At 63.3% G+C, this 15,296-nt stretch carries 14 protein-coding genes; 11 read left to right on the plus strand and 3 right to left on the minus strand.

All coding sequences use genetic code 11. The annotated features are described in order from the left end of the window. Positions 1-68: 68 nt before the first annotated feature. Both CKW22_RS25260 and CKW22_RS25265 read right to left on the minus strand, forming a co-directional pair. Positions 69-833 (minus strand): TOBE domain-containing protein, encoded by a 765-nt coding sequence (locus CKW22_RS25260; RefSeq protein WP_033703097.1) that lies wholly within the window; start codon positions 831-833, stop codon positions 69-71. A 239-nt stretch (positions 834-1,072) separates the two neighbouring features. Next, complete coding sequence (locus CKW22_RS25265; RefSeq protein WP_047583692.1) at positions 1,073-1,804, minus strand: ComF family protein; 732 nt, start codon at positions 1,802-1,804, stop codon at positions 1,073-1,075. Positions 1,805-1,893: 89 nt separating this feature from the next. Here CKW22_RS25265 and bioB point away from each other — a divergent pair, with 89 nt between their 5' ends. The 9 genes from bioB (at position 1,894) to CKW22_RS25310 (ending at position 12,259) form a co-directional block, all read left to right on the plus strand. After that, the gene (gene bioB / locus CKW22_RS25270; RefSeq protein ID WP_095065459.1) at positions 1,894-2,952 is read left to right on the plus strand and encodes a biotin synthase BioB; all 1,059 of its coding nucleotides are present in this window, start codon (positions 1,894-1,896) and stop codon (positions 2,950-2,952) included. Position 2,953: 1 nt separating this feature from the next. Further along, positions 2,954-4,147, plus strand: coding sequence for an 8-amino-7-oxononanoate synthase (bioF, locus tag CKW22_RS25275; RefSeq protein ID WP_033703094.1), 1,194 nt, complete (start codon positions 2,954-2,956; stop codon positions 4,145-4,147). Further along, positions 4,132-4,863 (plus strand): alpha/beta fold hydrolase, encoded by a 732-nt coding sequence (locus tag CKW22_RS25280; RefSeq protein WP_033703092.1) that lies wholly within the window; start codon positions 4,132-4,134, stop codon positions 4,861-4,863. Before bioF ends, CKW22_RS25280 begins: the two co-directional genes overlap by 16 nt. Then, entirely contained in the window at positions 4,856-5,674 is an 819-nt protein-coding gene (bioC, locus tag CKW22_RS25285) for a malonyl-ACP O-methyltransferase BioC (RefSeq protein WP_033703091.1), read from the plus strand. Before CKW22_RS25280 ends, bioC begins: the two co-directional genes overlap by 8 nt. A 10-nt stretch (positions 5,675-5,684) precedes the next feature. Further along, a complete protein-coding gene (gene bioD, locus CKW22_RS25290) occupies positions 5,685-6,365 on the plus strand; it encodes a dethiobiotin synthase (RefSeq protein ID WP_033703090.1) in 681 nt (226 codons plus the stop codon). 112 nt (positions 6,366-6,477) lie between these two features. After that, on the plus strand, positions 6,478-6,792 hold the full coding sequence (locus CKW22_RS25295) for a hypothetical protein (protein ID WP_033703088.1): 315 nt from the start codon (positions 6,478-6,480) through the stop codon (positions 6,790-6,792). A 317-nt stretch (positions 6,793-7,109) separates the two neighbouring features. After that, positions 7,110-8,915 carry a phenylacyl-CoA dehydrogenase gene (locus tag CKW22_RS25300; protein WP_033703087.1) on the plus strand — a complete coding sequence of 602 codons (1,806 nt, stop codon included), beginning with the start codon at positions 7,110-7,112 and terminating at the stop codon, positions 8,913-8,915. Between the two features lie 158 nt (positions 8,916-9,073). Further along, positions 9,074-10,357 carry a diguanylate cyclase gene (locus CKW22_RS25305; RefSeq protein ID WP_047583694.1) on the plus strand — a complete coding sequence of 428 codons (1,284 nt, stop codon included), beginning with the start codon at positions 9,074-9,076 and terminating at the stop codon, positions 10,355-10,357. A gap of 123 nt (positions 10,358-10,480) precedes the next feature. After that, positions 10,481-12,259, plus strand: coding sequence for an acyl-CoA dehydrogenase C-terminal domain-containing protein (locus CKW22_RS25310; RefSeq protein ID WP_095065461.1), 1,779 nt, complete (start codon positions 10,481-10,483; stop codon positions 12,257-12,259). 301 nt (positions 12,260-12,560) lie between these two features. Here CKW22_RS25310 and CKW22_RS25315 read toward each other — a convergent pair whose 3' ends face one another. Next, positions 12,561-13,484: a LysR family transcriptional regulator gene (locus CKW22_RS25315; RefSeq protein WP_047583695.1), complete on the minus strand. Its 924-nt coding sequence runs from the start codon at positions 13,482-13,484 to the stop codon at positions 12,561-12,563. A gap of 209 nt (positions 13,485-13,693) precedes the next feature. Between CKW22_RS25315 and CKW22_RS25320 the strand changes: the two genes are divergently transcribed. Then, positions 13,694-14,974: an aspartate aminotransferase family protein gene (locus CKW22_RS25320; protein WP_033703082.1), complete on the plus strand. Its 1,281-nt coding sequence runs from the start codon at positions 13,694-13,696 to the stop codon at positions 14,972-14,974. A 151-nt stretch (positions 14,975-15,125) separates the two neighbouring features. After that, entirely contained in the window at positions 15,126-15,284 is a 159-nt protein-coding gene (locus CKW22_RS25325; RefSeq protein WP_003177654.1) for a YqaE/Pmp3 family membrane protein, read from the plus strand. Positions 15,285-15,296 lie beyond the last annotated feature (12 nt).

Consider the following 15,296-nt stretch of genomic DNA (forward strand, 5'->3'; position numbering starts at 1 on the left):
GTGGCTCCGGGGATAGGCGGCGTGCAGCCATGGTAACGCATTCCACCTTGCCAAACGGTGCGGCCAAGCTACACCGGCACCCCCAGCAGCACATAAGAAGGATGGAACTGTGCCCGTACCTGGCTGCCCGTTTGAATCCGATTGCGCGTCAACCACGCCTTTTCGGCGAACGCGCACAATGTCTGCCCATTGCCCAGCGCCAGCCGTACTTCGCTGGGCCCGTCAGCGTCCGCCAGCACGTGTTCCACCGTTGCCTTGAGGCAGTTGCTGCCCGCGTCGGCGTCATCGCCATCCCCCAGCAGTTGCACCCAACCGGCCTTGAGCAACGCCACCACCATTGTCCCCAGGGTCAACTCCAGGCGCGCGGTGCTGTCGTGGGTAATCAGCGCCTCGATCTCCAGGCCACCGCCCAGCGCTAGGCTTACGCAGTCATGCCGGCCTTCACGGCGTAGGCCGCTGACCTTGCCCTGCAGCTGATTGCGCGCACTGGTGCGCAGCATCAGGCGCCCGAGCAGGTCGAGGTCGCTGGACTCTTCGGCCGCTTCCAGGATTTGTGCCTGCAGGGCCTGCAGGCGTTGATAAAGACGCAGCACGCGTTCGCCTTCGACCGACAGGCGTGCGCCGCCGCCGCCACGCCCGCCGGTGCTGCGCTCGACCAGGGGCTGGCTGGCCAGGTTGTTGAGCTCGTCGATGGCGTCCCAGGCGGCTTTGTAGCTGACGCCTGCGGCCTTGGCGGCGCGTGTGATCGAGCCTTGTTCGGCGATGTGCTGGAGCAGGGCGATGCGTTGCGGGCGGCGGGCGATGTGCTGGGTGAGCAGGGCGGGTAGGGACATGGGGAGGGTAATCAGTCGTCGATGCAAGGTCGTTGCTTTATAGCATGGCCCTGATTGGTTGCATGGCCCTGATTGGTGTAGGAGCGGCCTTGCGTCGCGAAAGGGCTGCGCAGCAGCCCCCATCGATTTTAGCGGCGACGCTGGAATCCGGGATTAGCGGCGACGCTGGAGTCCGGGATTAGCAGCGACGCTGAAATCCGGGGGCCGCTGCGCAGCCCTTTCGCGACGCAAGGCCGCTCCTACACGGGCTTGGGGGTGCGTGCCAGGCAATACACATCGACCCGGCGTGCCCCGGCCTTGGTTAACACCTGGGCAATCGACTGGGCGGTGGTGCCGGTAGTCAGCACGTCATCGACCACCGCTACATGCCTGCCCGCCAGTGCCTTGTGCCCGGTGAGGCAGAAGGCCTGGCGCAGGTTGCGGCGCCTGGCCTTGGCATCCAGGTGCTGCTGCGCCTGTGTTTCGCGTGTACGCAGCAGCAGCCTCTCGTCGCAATCGATGCCCAACTGCGACGCCAACCAGCGCGCCAGCATGCCGGCCTGGTTGAAGCCGCGCTCACGCAGTCGACGCTTGGCCAAGGGCACAGGCAACAGCAGGTCAGGTTGCGCCAGGCCTTCTGCATAGCGATGTTGCAGGCCCTGGCCGAGCAATTCGGCCATCAACCGCCCCAGCGGCCACTGGCGTTTGTGCTTGAAGCGGCTGATCAGCGTGTCTACCGGGAACCCGTAATGCCACAGCGCGATGACCTGGTCGAACGCCGGCGCCCGGCGGCTGCACTGGCCGCAGGTCAGGTTGGCCATGGGCAAAGGCAGGGCGCAGCGCAGGCAGTAGTCCTGCAACCAAGGCAACGCCTGTTCGCAGGCGACACACAGTGGGTACGCCTGTTCGGCAAGGGCGTCGCAGAGCAGACAGTAATGGTTAATATTTATACACTTGTAAACCAGTGCTTTCAGGTTGGGTTGACAGTTCATAGGCCTTCCATGACTATGCGAGCTATCCGTGATGCGCTGGCGGGCATTCCTGTCCCGGCGCCAGTTACAGCCTAAACAAGGAAACGCCGATGAGCGCCAGCACAACTGCAACAACACGTCACGACTGGACCCTGGCCGAGGTCAAGGCGCTGTTCCAGCAACCATTCAACGACCTGCTGTTCCAGGCGCAAACCGTGCACCGCGCGCATTTCGACGCAAACCGCGTGCAGGTCTCGACCCTGCTGTCGATCAAGACCGGCGCCTGCCCGGAAGATTGCAAATATTGTCCGCAGTCCGGCCACTACAACACCGGGCTGGAAAAACAGAAGCTGATGGAAGTGCAGAAGGTGCTGGAAGAAGCCGCCCTCGCCAAAGCCATTGGCTCGACCCGCTTCTGCATGGGCGCGGCGTGGAAGCACCCGTCGGCCAAGGACATGCCCTACGTGCTGGAGATGGTCAAAGGGGTCAAGGCCATGGGCCTGGAAACCTGCATGACCCTCGGCAAGCTCGATCAGGATCAGACCCAGGCGCTGGCCCAGGCCGGCCTCGACTATTACAACCACAACCTCGACACCTCGCCCGAGTTCTACGGCAGCATCATCACCACCCGCACCTACAGCGAACGCCTGCAAACCCTGGCCTATGTGCGTGATGCCGGGATGAAGATCTGCTCTGGCGGCATCCTCGGCATGGGCGAGTCGCTGGATGACCGCGCCGGCCTGCTGATCCAGCTGGCCAACCTGCCCGAGCACCCGGAGTCGGTGCCGATCAACATGTTGGTCAAGGTGGCGGGCACGCCGCTGGCCGAAGAAGAAGATGTCGACCCGTTCGACTTCATCCGCATGCTGGCGGTGGCCCGCCTGCTGATGCCCAAGTCGCATGTGCGCCTGTCTGCCGGCCGTGAGCAGATGAACGAGCAGATGCAGGCCCTGGCCTTCATGGCGGGCGCCAACTCGATCTTCTATGGCGAGAAACTGCTGACCACCGCCAACCCGCAGGCTGACAAGGACATGCAGCTGTTCGCCCGCCTGGGTATCAAGCCTGAGGCCCGCGAAGAGCACGCCGATGAAGTGCACCAGGCAGCCATCGAGCAGGCGCTGGTCGAACAGCGCAGCAGCGAGATGTTCTACAACGCAGCAACGGCCTGAGATGGCCTTTGATCTAGCAGCGCGCCTGGCCGAACGGCGCGCTGCAGACCTGTATCGGCAGCGGCCACTGCTGGAGAGCCCGCAGGGGCCTGAAGTGGTGGTCGATGGCCAGCCGCTGTTGGCGTTTTGCAGCAATGATTACCTGGGCCTTGCCAATCACCCGGAGGTGATCGCCGCCTGGCAGGCCGGCGCCGAACGCTGGGGTGTCGGTGGCGGCGCGTCGCACCTGGTGATTGGCCACAGCACGCCGCACCACCAGGTCGAAGAGGCGTTGGCAGAGCTGACCGGGCGTCCGCGCGCGTTGCTGTTCTCCACCGGCTACATGGCCAACCTGGGCGCCATCACTGCGCTGGTGGGGCAGGGCGACACGGTGCTGCAGGACCGCCTCAACCACGCCTCGCTGTTGGATGGCGGGCTGCTCAGTGGTGCCCGTTTCAACCGCTACCTGCACAACGACCCGGCCAGCCTGGCCAGCCGCCTGGACAAGGCCGTGGGCAATACCCTGGTGGTGACCGACGGGGTGTTCAGCATGGATGGCGACCTTGCCGATTTGCCGGCCCTGGCCAAGGCCGCCCGCGCCCGCGGCGCCTGGCTGATGGTCGATGATGCCCATGGCCTGGGGACCTTGGGGGCCCAGGGTGGCGGTATCGTCGAGCACTTTGGTTTGGGTGTGGATGATGTACCCGTGCTGATCGGCACCCTGGGCAAAGCCTGCGGCACGGCCGGCGCTTTTGTTGCCGGTAGCGAAGCGTTGATCGAGGCGCTGGTGCAGTTCGCCCGGCCTTACATCTACACCACCAGCCAGCCCCCGGCGCTGGCCTGTGCCACGCTTAAAAGCCTGGAACTGTTGCGCCGCGAAACCTGGCGCCGCGAGCACCTGGCCGCGTTGATCCGCCAGTTCCGCCAGGGCGCCCAGCAGATCGGCCTTGAGCTGATGGACAGCCCCACACCGATTCAGCCGATCATGATCGGTGACAGCGCCCAGGCCCTGCGCCTGTCACAGATGTTGCGCGAGCGGGGCTTGCTGGTGACGGCGATCCGCCCACCCACCGTGCCCGCCGGCAGCGCGCGCCTGCGGGTGACGCTGAGCGCCGCGCACAGTGAGGCGCAGGTGCAGCTATTGTTGAATGCATTGGCCGAGTGTTATCCACAACTGGAGAACACCACTGGAGAGCGCCGATGCGAAATCGACTGATTCTATTGCCCGGCTGGGGCCTGGGCACCGCTGCGCTGGAGCCACTGGCTGCCAGCCTCAGGGCTCAGGATGCACGCCTGCAGGTCGAGCTGATGCCCCTGCCGGAACTGGCCGAAGCCGATGTGCAGGCCTGGGTCGACCACCTCGATCGCAAGCTGCCGACTGATACGTGGCTGGGCGGCTGGTCGCTCGGCGGCATGTTGGCCAGTGAGCTGGCAAGCAGGCGCGGTGATCACTGCTGCGGCCTGCTGACCCTGGGCAGCAACCCCAGCTTCGTGGCGCGGTCGGACTGGCCCCACGGCATGGCCGACGACACCTTCGGCACCTTCCTCGACGGTTGCCGCAGCCACACCCAGGTGACGCTCAAGCGCTTTCGCAGCTTGTGCAGCGACGGTGCCCTGCAACCGCGTACGTTGCTGCGTCAGCTTGGCGTAGGGGTGCCGGACACCGACCCGCTGTACCTTGCCACCGGCTTACAGGTGCTGGCGCAACTGGATACCCGCGCGGCCCTGCAACACTTCGCCGGGCCGCAACTGCACCTGTTCGCCGGTAGCGATGCGCTGGTGCCTGCGGAGGCCGCCAAGGCCCTGAGCGAACTGTTGCCGGACGTGGAAGTCGGCCTGGTCGAAGAGAGTTCCCACGCCTTCCTGCTGGAGTACCCACAGGAGCTGGCGGCGGGCATCAAGAGTTTCCTGCATGAGAGTGGCGATGACTGACCTTTCCCGTCCGATTCTGCCCGGCGCGCTGCCGGACAAGCGCCAGGTGGCGGCCTCGTTTTCCCGCGCGGCGGCCAGCTACGACAGCGTCGCGGCCTTGCAGCGCGACGTTGGCATGAGCCTGCTGGGCCAGTTGCCGGCAGGGCTGGCGCCGTCGCGCTGGCTTGACCTGGGCAGCGGCACCGGACACTTCAGCCGGGTGCTGGCCGAGCGCTTCGCGCAGGCCAGTGGCGTGGCGGTGGATATCGCCGAAGGCATGCTGCGCCATGCCCGGCATGAGCAGGGCGGTGCCCAGTACCACGTGGTCGGCGATGCCGAGCGCCTGCCGCTGCGTGAGGCCAGCGTCGACCTGGTGTTCTCCAGCCTTGCAGTGCAGTGGTGCGGGCAGTTCGCCAGTGTGCTGGATGAGGCGCGGCGGGTGCTGCGCCCAGGCGGTGTGCTGGCGTTCAGCAGCCTGTGCGTCGGTACCCTGGACGAGCTGCGCGCCAGTTGGCAGGCGGTGGATGGCCTGGTGCACGTCAACCGCTTCCGCCGCTTCGACGATTACCAGCGCCTGTGCGCAGGCAGTGGCTTGCAGCACGTGACGCTGCAGCAGCGTGCGCATGTGCTGCACTACCCGGATGTACGCAGCCTGACCCACGAACTGAAGGCCCTTGGCGCCCACAACATCAACCCGGGCCGCCCCTCGGGCCTGACCGGCCGCGCGCGCATGCAAAGCTTGTTGCAGGCATATGAGGCATTTCGCCAGCCCCAGGGGCTGCCAGCCACTTATCAAGTGGTCTATGGTGTGTTGCGCAAGCCACAGGGGTAAGGGGAGTCAGATGAGCCAGGCCTATTTCATTGCCGGTACCGATACCGACGTCGGCAAGACCACCATTGCCGCCGGGCTGCTGCATGCGGCGCGGTTGCAAGGCATGAGCACCTTGGGGGCCAAGCCGGTGGCGTCCGGTTGCACGGTAACCCCAAAGGGTTTGCGCAACAGCGATGCGCAGGCGCTGATCGATGAAAGCTCGATCAAGTTGCCGTACGAACAGGTCAACCCGTTTGCCTTCGAGCCTGCGATCGCACCCCATGTCGCGGCCCGTGAGGCTGGCGTCACGCTGGGCGTGCCCGAGCTGCTGGCGGCGATGCGCAACGTGCTGCAGCAAAACGCCGACTTCACCTTGATAGAAGGCGCCGGTGGCTGGCGCGTGCCGTTGTCGGGCCAGGCCAACCTGTCTGACCTGGCCATCGCCCTGAAACTGCCGGTGATTCTGGTGGTGGGGGTACGCCTTGGCTGTATCAGCCATGCCCTGCTCAGCGCCGAAGCGATCGCCCGCGACGGGCTGCAATTGGCGGGCTGGGTGGCGAACATCATCGAACCGCGCACGTCGCGCCTGGAAGAGAACCTGGCCAGCCTCGCCGAGCGGTTGCCCGCGCCTTGCCTGGGGCGGGTGCCCAAGTTGAAGCAGGCGAGTGCCGACATGGTGGCGGAGCATTTGCAGCTGGATTTGCTCGATTAACCGCCGCTGTCTATCGACTGGCACTGGGCCATTAACGATTTAAACGGGCCTTTTCTGCCGTCGCCTGCTTTAATTAGGCCTGTTCGTCATCCAGCGTCAATGGAGTCCTGACATGGAAATCACCGGTAGCTCCGCCTACTACGCGGGCCTGAGCGCAATCCAGACCGGCCAGAACCGCGTCGATCAAGCCGCCAGCCAGATTGCCAACACCAGCCAGATTGCCAACAACAGTGCCGAGCGCACTGCCACCAGCCAGTCCAGCGACTTTCAGGCAGAACGCCTGCGCGCGGTCGATCGCAGCCAGCAAATGGACATGGCGACCAGTACCGTGCAACTGGCACTGGGCAAGCATGAAGTGGAGCTTGGCGCAAAAGTCGTCAAGGCTTCCGACGAAATGCTCGGTCGGATCATCGACACCTACGCCTGATTTCTGGCGTCCCCTGTAAAACACCTCCTTTCAACACTGTGGGAGCGGGTTTACCCGCGAATGCGTCCGATCAGACACCTTTATCGTCTGGGAGGCCCTGTTCGCGGGAAAACCCGCTCCCGCAGCCTGTGCATTTCAGACACTGATCGTCGTGCAATGGCCGAAACGTCATTTTTCGTGACGTAAATGGCACCATCGTCCCTCCTTGACATCCGCGCGTGCTAAACGTAAGTTTCAAACAACTGTTTGATCGAAAGCCGCCAAGAGCTTGTCGGTAGTACCGATCACCCCCGAACTCATCACAGAGGTTCACCGCAATGCCTGATTACAAAGCCCCCTTGCGTGATATCCGTTTCGTTCGCGACGAGCTGCTCGGCTACGAAGCGCATTATCAGAGCCTGCCGGGTTGCGAGGACGCCACGCCCGACATGGTCGACGCGATCCTTGAAGAAGGCGCGAAATTCTGTGAGCAGGTACTGGCCCCGCTGAACCGCGTTGGCGACCAGGAAGGCTGCACCTGGAGCGAGTCGGGCGTGAAGACGCCGACCGGCTTCAAGGCGGCTTACGAGCAGTTTGTCGAGGGTGGCTGGCCGAGCCTGGCGCATGACGTTGCCCACGGCGGCCAAGGCCTGCCGGAATCGCTGGGCCTGGCCCTGAGTGAGATGGTCGGTGAGTCGAACTGGTCGTGGGGCATGTACCCCGGCCTGTCCCATGGCGCCATGAACACCATTTCCGAGCACGGCACGCCTGAGCAGCAAGAGGTCTACCTGACCAAGCTGGTTTCCGGCGAGTGGACCGGCACTATGTGCCTGACCGAGCCGCACTGCGGCACTGACCTGGGCATGCTGCGTACCAAGGCCGAGCCTCAGGCTGACGGTTCGTACAAAGTGTCGGGCACCAAGATCTTCATTTCCGCTGGCGAGCACGACATGGCCGACAACATCGTCCATATCGTGCTGGCCCGCCTGCCCGATGCCCCGGCTGGTACCAAAGGCATCTCGCTGTTCATCGTGCCGAAGTTCATGCCCAACGCCGAAGGCGCTGCCGGCGAGCGTAACGCCGTGAGCTGTGGCTCGATCGAACACAAGATGGGCATCCACGGTAACGCCACCTGCGTGATGAACTTCGACGGCGCAACCGGCTACCTGATCGGCCCGGCCAACAAAGGCCTGAACTGCATGTTCACCTTCATGAACACCGCTCGCCTGGGCACCGCACTGCAAGGCCTGGCCCACGCCGAAGTGGCCTTCCAGGGCGGCCTGAAGTATGCCCGTGAGCGCCTGCAGATGCGCTCGCTGACCGGCCCTAAAGCCCCTGAAAAGGCGGCCGACCCGATCATCGTCCACCCGGACGTGCGCCGCATGCTGCTGACCATGAAAGCCTTCGCTGAAGGCAACCGCGCCATGGTCTACTTCACCGCCAAGCAGGTCGACATCGTCAAGTACAGCCAGGACGAAGAAGAGCGCAAGAAAGCTGACGCGCTGCTGGCTTTCATGACCCCGATCGCCAAGGCCTTCATGACCGAAGTCGGTTTCGAGGCCGCCAACCACGGCGTGCAGATCTACGGCGGCCATGGTTTCATCGCCGAGTGGGGCATGGAACAGAACGTGCGCGACAGCCGTATCTCCATGCTGTACGAAGGCACTACCGGCATCCAGGCCCTCGACCTGCTCGGCCGCAAGGTGCTGATGACCCAAGGTGAAGCGCTGAAGGGCTTTACCAAGATCGTGCACAAGTTCTGCCAGGCGCAAGAAGGCGTCGAGGCGGTCAAAGAGTTCGTCGAGCCGCTGGCGGCCATCAACAAGGAATGGGGCGAGCTGACCATGAAGGTCGGTATGGCCGCCATGAAAGATCGCGAAGAAGTGGGTGCCGCTTCGGTCGATTACCTGATGTATTCCGGTTATGCCTGCCTGGCCTACTTCTGGGCTGACATCGCCCGCCTGGCTGCCGAAAAGCTGGCTGCCGGTACTGAAGAAGTGGCGTTCTACACCGCCAAGCTGCAGACCGCGCGCTTCTACTTCCAGCGCATCCTGCCGCGTACCCGTACCCATGTGGCGGCGATGCTGTCGGGTGCAGGTAACCTGATGGCGATGGAAGAAGAGCACTTCGGTCTGTCTTACTGACCCATAAGCTGTAGAAAAAACCCGCCTGCCCTCACCGGCAGGCGGGTTTTTTCGTTTCGGGGTCAGGGCATTGCCAGCGGGTATTCAACTGTTCACGCGCGCTGCCGATGAAATAAGGGCACAATGCCACTATTGATCTGCCGGGTTGGAGATTACCCTTGTTTCGTCTTGATGCTGTACGCGTAAGCCACTTCCTGCCTTCGCTGTTTCTGTTGCTGGCAGGCCTTGCGGCGGCTTACGTAAGAGACCTCAGTGTCTTTTTCACGTCGCTGTTCAATGTGCTGCCCACCTTGGTCCTGCTATTGGGCGGTGCCTACTGCGCCGTTTATCGCCGCCAGCGCGAGCTGTTTCTGATGGTCACGGTGTACATCGCCTACTATCTGCTCGACACCCAGACCGACTTCTACCGCGACAACGGCCACGTGCGCGCGGATGCCGCGGTGATCTTCCATCTGGTGTGCCTGCTGCTACCAGCCCTGTTCGCGCTGTATGGCGCCTGGCAGGAGCGCACCCACCTGCTGCAGGACCTGGTCGCGCGCTTCGCGGTGCTGTTTGCCGTTGCCAGCGTCGCTGTGGCCCTCGAGCAAAGCTACCCCGATACGCTGCTGACGTGGCTGGCGGAGATCCGCTGGCCGTCCTTGCATGGCCAGTGGATGAGCCTGATCCAGATGGCCTACCCGTTGTTCCTCGCGGTGTTCATCCTGCTGGTGGTGCAGTACCTGCGCGAGCCCAGGCCCTTGCACGCGGCGCAGGTGATTGGCCTGATCGGCGTCTTCTGGATGCTGCCGCAAACGTTCATCCTGCCCTTCACCCTGAACATCATGTGCAGCCAGGTGATGTTGATGATCGCCGCTGCCGTCGCGCACGAGGCTTATCAGATGGCCTTTCGTGATGAGCTTACCGGCCTGCCGGGGCGCCGCGCCTTGAACGAGCGCATGCAACGGCTAGGGCGCAACTATGTGATCGCCATGACCGACGTCGACCACTTCAAGAAATTCAACGATACCCACGGCCACGATGTCGGCGACCAGGTGCTACGGCTGGTGGCCAGCCGGTTGTCCAAGGTCACCGGCGGCGGTCGGGCCTATCGCTATGGCGGCGAGGAATTTGCACTGGTCTTCGCGGGCAAGACGGCAGAAGAATGTGTGCCGCACGTGCAAGCCGTGCGCGAGATGATTGCCAACTACGCCATGCAACTGCGTGACCCGAACAGCCGCCCGCAGGACGATTCGGCAGGGCGACAGCGCCGCGGTGGCAGCGGCGCCGGTACGGTTTCGGTAACCATCAGCATCGGCGTTGCCGAGCGCCAAGCCGATCACCGCAACCCGGAGGCCGTGCTCAAGTCTGCCGATCAGGCGCTGTATAGCGCCAAAGAGGCGGGGCGCAATTGTGTCATGGTGCATGGGCAACAATCGCAACGTGGAGCGGTGCGAATGGCATGACCAGATTAGACCATACGGTCAACTGATGACCCTATGTCTCGTAAAAGTTGTTCGGTTACACTGCCAGCAACCCAGTGTCGCGGTTCTCCGAGACCGCCCCGACCCTACTAGCGAGAGGTTGTCATGGCCGACTATAAAGCGCCCCTGCGCGACATGCGCTTCGTTCTGAATGAAGTCTTCAACGTGGCCGAGCAATGGGCACAGTTGCCCGCGCTGGCCGACGTGGTCGATGCCGAAACCGCCCTGGCTGTGCTGGAGGAAGCCGGCAAGGTCACCGCGCGGACCATCGCCCCGCTCAGCCGCGCCGCCGATGAAGAGGGCTGCCGCTGGGACAACGGTGCGGTGAGCACGCCCGCTGGCTTCATCGACGCTTACAACACTTATGCCGAAGGCGGCTGGGTGGGTGTGGGCGGTGACCCGCTGTTCGGCGGCATGGGTATGCCCAAGGTCATCTCGGCCCAGGTCGAGGAAATGGTCAACGCGTCGAGCCTGGCCTTCGGCCTGTACCCGATGCTGACTGCCGGCGCCTGCCTGTCGATCAATGCCCACGCCAGTGAAGCACTCAAGGCAGCCTACCTGCCCAACATGTACGCTGGCGTCTGGGCGGGCTCCATGTGCCTGACCGAGCCCCATGCCGGTACCGACCTCGGCATCATCCGCACCAAGGCGGAGCCCCAGGCCGATGGCAGCTACAAGGTCAGTGGCACCAAGATCTTCATCACCGGTGGCGAGCATGACCTGACCGAGAACATCATCCACCTGGTGCTGGCCAAGTTGCCGGATGCCCCGGCCGGGCCCAAAGGTATTTCGTTGTTCCTGGTGCCCAAGTTCCTGGTCAACCCGGACGGCAGCCTGGGCGCACGCAACCCCGCCACCTGTGGCTCGATCGAACACAAGATGGGTATCCAGGCATCAGCCACCTGCGTGATGAACTTCGACGAAGCGGTCGGTTACATTGTCGGTGAGCCGAACAAGGGTTTGGCGGCCATGTTCACCATGATGAACTATGAGCGCCTGGGCGTAGGCATCCAAGGCCTGGCATCGGCCGAACGTTCCTACCAGAACGCCGTGGAGTATGCCCGTGACCGCCTGCAGAGCCGCGCCCCGACCGGCCCGCAAGCCAAGGACAAGGCCGCAGACCCGATCATCGTCCACCCGGACGTACGGCGCATGCTGTTGACCATGAAGGCCTTGATCGAAGGCGGACGCGCCTTCTCCAGCTACGTGGCGATGCAGCTCGACAGTGCCAAGTACAGCGAAGACCCGACCACCCGCAAGCGCAGTGAAGAACTGGTGGCGCTGTTGACCCCGGTTGCCAAGGCCTTCCTCACCGACCTTGGCCTTGAGTGCACCGTGCATGGCCAGCAGGTGTTCGGCGGGCATGGCTACATCAGGGAGTGGGGGCAGGAGCAATTGGTACGTGATGTGCGAATTACGCAGATCTACGAAGGCACCAACGGCATCCAGGCCCTCGACCTGATGGGGCGCAAGGTGGTGGCCAGTGGGGGTGCGTACTACAAGCTGTTCTCCGACGAGATACGCCGGTTTGTCGCCGGTGCCGACAGTGAACTGGATGAGTTTGCCAAACCCTTGGGTGCTTACCTTGACCAGCTGGACGGGCTGACCGAGTGGGTACTGGAGCAGGCCAAGGGTAACCCCAATGAAATTGGCGCCGCTTCGGTCGAGTACCTGCAGGCGTTTGGTTACGTCGCCTATGGCTACATGTGGGCGTTGATGGCGCGGGCGGCCAAGGCTGGCGAGGGGGATGAAGCCTTCTACTCCGGCAAACTGGGGACGGCGCGGTTCTACTTTGCGCGTCTGTTGCCGCGGGTGCAGTCATTGGTGGCCTCGGTCAAGGCGGGGAGCGAGGCGCTGTATCTGCTGGAGGCTCAGCAGTTCTGATCTGTTGATGCTGGGGGGGCGAAGCGCCCCCAATCCCCGGTATGACTAGCAATGAATCCTCTTTGTAAGCCTTTTCCTACACAACGTGGTGACTTTTCACCACTGTTCTCAGATTGGATCCACAGGTAATCTTTACCACATGGACGTTGCGCAGGAAGCGCAAAGGACAGATCAAGGAAGACGACGAAGGACTTCCTGCCAGGATGGCGGGGCGATATGGATGTCACAGGGAAACAGTCTGGGAAACCCCGCTTCGGCGGGGTTTTCTTTGTGCGCGTGTTTTGCAGCCGAGCACATCCTTTCAGCCGAGCACATCCAGTGGCGAGCCTCCCAGGTGGCGCGCGTCTGTCTCTTCTTCCAGCACTGTACGCAGCAGCTCGACCGACGCCTGCTGGCGCTGTGCATCGCGGAACACCAGCCCAACCTTGAGCGGCACCCGCGGCTCGCTCAATGGCTTCCACAGCAGGCCCTGGTCATCCTCGGCCGCGTCCTTGGCCCGGCCAGGCAGGATGGTGGCCAGCGCCGTGTGCGCCAGGCTGTCGAGAATCCCGGCCATGTTGTTCATTTCTGCCTGCACCTGCGGCCGACGCCCCTGGCTGGCCAACTGCGCCTGCCAGATCTGGCGAATCTGAAACTCCTCGCCCAGCATCAGCATGGGTAGCTCGGCTGCCTGACGGATCGACACCTTCTTGAAATCCTTCAAGGGGTGGGTATCGGGGATGACAAGTTGCAGTTCATCTTCGTACAGCAGCAGGCCATGCAGCCCAGGTTGGCGCGGCGGCAGGTAGCTGATGCCGATGTCCAGGCTGCCATTGAGCAAACGCCGTTCGATTTCCAGCCCCGACAGCTCGTAGATCTGCACCACAAGGTGCGGCTGTGCCTTGCGCAAGCGTTCGAGCAGCTGCGGCACCAGGCTTGGCCGCACGGTCTGCAGCACGCCGATGGCCAAGGTGCGCAGGGACTGGCCCTTGAAGTTGCGCATGGCCTCATGGGCCCGTTGCAAGCCATCGAGCAACGGCAGGGCATGGTTGTACAGCGTGTGTGCGGCCAAGGTCGGCAGCAGGCGCTTGTTGCTGCGCTCGAACAGGTTCAGGTCGAGGCTGTGTTCCAGTTGGCGTATCTGTTGGGAAAGCGCTGGCTGGGACAGTGACAGACGCTCGGCGGCGCGGCCTACGTGGCCTTCTTCGTACACCGCGACGAAATAACGCAGTTGGCGGAAATCCATAAGTAACACTTATCGAAAATGCTGGAAAAACGAAATGGTCGAAAACCTTCGCGAAGCCTAGTCTATCGCCGTATTCCAGTGGGTTACAGCGGTCATTGAGCTGATTGTTACCCCAGATGAAAAACACTTTTGATAGGCAAGGCTAAATATCAAGTGCCGGCATTCAGACCGCACATAGCCGCCCTTTACCGTGATTGGTTGGAGCCCTGATGAACCTGTTCAACCTGCGCCGGTCGGCAGCCGCCGCTGTCGCCGAGCCCAAGCGTGCGCCGGTGACCGTGGCGGATGCGCCGCAGTTGTCCCGCGAGCGCCTGATGCCGAGCACCGAACGTGCGCCGCAGATGTTCGTGCGTGGTCAGGGTTCGTGGTTGTGGGACAGCGAAGGGCATGCCTACCTGGATTTCACCCAGGGTGGTGCGGTAAACAGCCTTGGCCACAGCCCCAGCGTGCTGGTCAAGGCACTGGGTAACCAGGCCCAGGCACTGATCAACCCAGGTTCCGGTTATCACAGCCGCGCGCTGCTGGCACTGGTCGAACGCCTGTGCCAGAGCACCGGCAGCGACCAGGCCTACCTGCTCAACAGCGGCGCCGAAGCCTGCGAAGGGGCGATCAAGCTGGCGCGCAAATGGGGCCAGCTACACCGTAACGGCGCCTATCACATCATCACTGCCAGCCAGGCTTGCCATGGCCGCAGCCTGGGCGCGTTGTCGGCCTCCGACCCACTGCCGTGCAATCGTTGCGAACCGGGCCTGCCGGGTTTCAGCAAGGTGCCGTTCAATGACCTGGCGGCGCTGCATGCAGCAGTGGATTCGCGCACCGTCGCGATCATGCTCGAACCGATCCAGGGCGAGGCAGGTGTTATTCCGGCCACGCAGGCGTACCTGAAGGGCGTCGAAACACTGTGCCGCGAGCTGGGCATCCTGTTGATCCTCGATGAGGTGCAGACCGGCATCGGCCGTTGTGGCGCCCTGCTCGCCGAGCAGAGCTACGGCGTGCGGGCCGACATCATCACCCTGGGCAAGGGCCTGGGTGGTGGTGTGCCGCTGGCGGCCTTGCTGGCGCGCGGTAGCGCTTGCTGCGCCGAGCCGGGTGAGCTGGAAGGCAGCCACCATGGCAACGCGCTGATGAGCGCTGCTGGCCTGGCAGTGCTCGATACCGTGCTGGAGCCTGGCTTTTTCGAGCATGTACAGGACAGCGGTCGCCACCTGCGTGAAGGCCTTTGCCGCTTGGCGGGGCGATATGGCCAGGGCGAGGCGCGCGGCCAAGGCCTGCTGTGGGCCTTGCAACTGCAGGAGCGCGTCGCTCAGGACTTGGTCAAGGCTGCCCTGCATGAAGGCCTGCTGCTCAATGCCCCGCAGGCCGATGTGGTGCGCTTCTCGCCCGCGCTGACCGTGAGCAAGGGCAACATCGACGAAATGCTCCTGCGCCTGGCCCGCGCCTTTGCTCGTCTGCATGCACAGCAGCAGGCCCGCCGGGAAATGCCGGCGTAACCGAATTCAACGAACCGTCTGGCGTTTCTGCGCATCGCCCTTGGCCTGTTTCATTTGGCCAGGGGCGTTTTTTTTTGCCCGGTATTGCAGGGGTGTGGAACCTCTGCGAAGCGCGGCTAGTCTTTGTTGAGACCCTTCAGGAGAGACTCGCATGGACTTCATTCGTATCATCATCGCCATCCTGCTGCCGCCACTTGGGGTGTTTCTGCAGGTGGGCTTCGGCGGGGCATTCTGGCTGAATATTCTGCTGACCCTGCTGGGGTACATTCCGGGGATCGTGCATGCGGTGTATATCATCGCCAAGCGATGAACGCATTGGGGC

This window comes from Pseudomonas sp. Irchel s3f19, from assembly GCF_900187555.1.
GTDB lineage: Bacteria > Pseudomonadota > Gammaproteobacteria > Pseudomonadales > Pseudomonadaceae > Aquipseudomonas > Aquipseudomonas capeferrum.

Bases quoted from the DNA above. Each gene is read 5' to 3' on its own strand.
- CKW22_RS25260 (WP_033703097.1), bottom strand. From the start codon at position 833: ATGTCCCTACCCGCCCTGCTCACCCAGCACATCGCCCGCCGCCCGCAA.
- CKW22_RS25265 (WP_047583692.1), bottom strand. From the start codon at position 1,804: ATGAACTGTCAACCCAACCTGAAAGCACTGGTTTACAAGTGTATAAAT.
- bioB (WP_095065459.1), top strand. From the start codon at position 1,894: ATGAGCGCCAGCACAACTGCAACAACACGTCACGACTGGACCCTGGCC.
- bioF (WP_033703094.1), top strand. From the start codon at position 2,954: ATGGCCTTTGATCTAGCAGCGCGCCTGGCCGAACGGCGCGCTGCAGAC.
- CKW22_RS25280 (WP_033703092.1), top strand. From the start codon at position 4,132: ATGCGAAATCGACTGATTCTATTGCCCGGCTGGGGCCTGGGCACCGCT.
- bioC (WP_033703091.1), top strand. From the start codon at position 4,856: ATGACTGACCTTTCCCGTCCGATTCTGCCCGGCGCGCTGCCGGACAAG.
- bioD (WP_033703090.1), top strand. From the start codon at position 5,685: ATGAGCCAGGCCTATTTCATTGCCGGTACCGATACCGACGTCGGCAAG.
- CKW22_RS25295 (WP_033703088.1), top strand. From the start codon at position 6,478: ATGGAAATCACCGGTAGCTCCGCCTACTACGCGGGCCTGAGCGCAATC.
- CKW22_RS25300 (WP_033703087.1), top strand. From the start codon at position 7,110: ATGCCTGATTACAAAGCCCCCTTGCGTGATATCCGTTTCGTTCGCGAC.
- CKW22_RS25310 (WP_095065461.1), top strand. From the start codon at position 10,481: ATGGCCGACTATAAAGCGCCCCTGCGCGACATGCGCTTCGTTCTGAAT.
- CKW22_RS25315 (WP_047583695.1), bottom strand. From the start codon at position 13,484: ATGGATTTCCGCCAACTGCGTTATTTCGTCGCGGTGTACGAAGAAGGC.
- CKW22_RS25320 (WP_033703082.1), top strand. From the start codon at position 13,694: ATGAACCTGTTCAACCTGCGCCGGTCGGCAGCCGCCGCTGTCGCCGAG.
- CKW22_RS25325 (WP_003177654.1), top strand. From the start codon at position 15,126: ATGGACTTCATTCGTATCATCATCGCCATCCTGCTGCCGCCACTTGGG.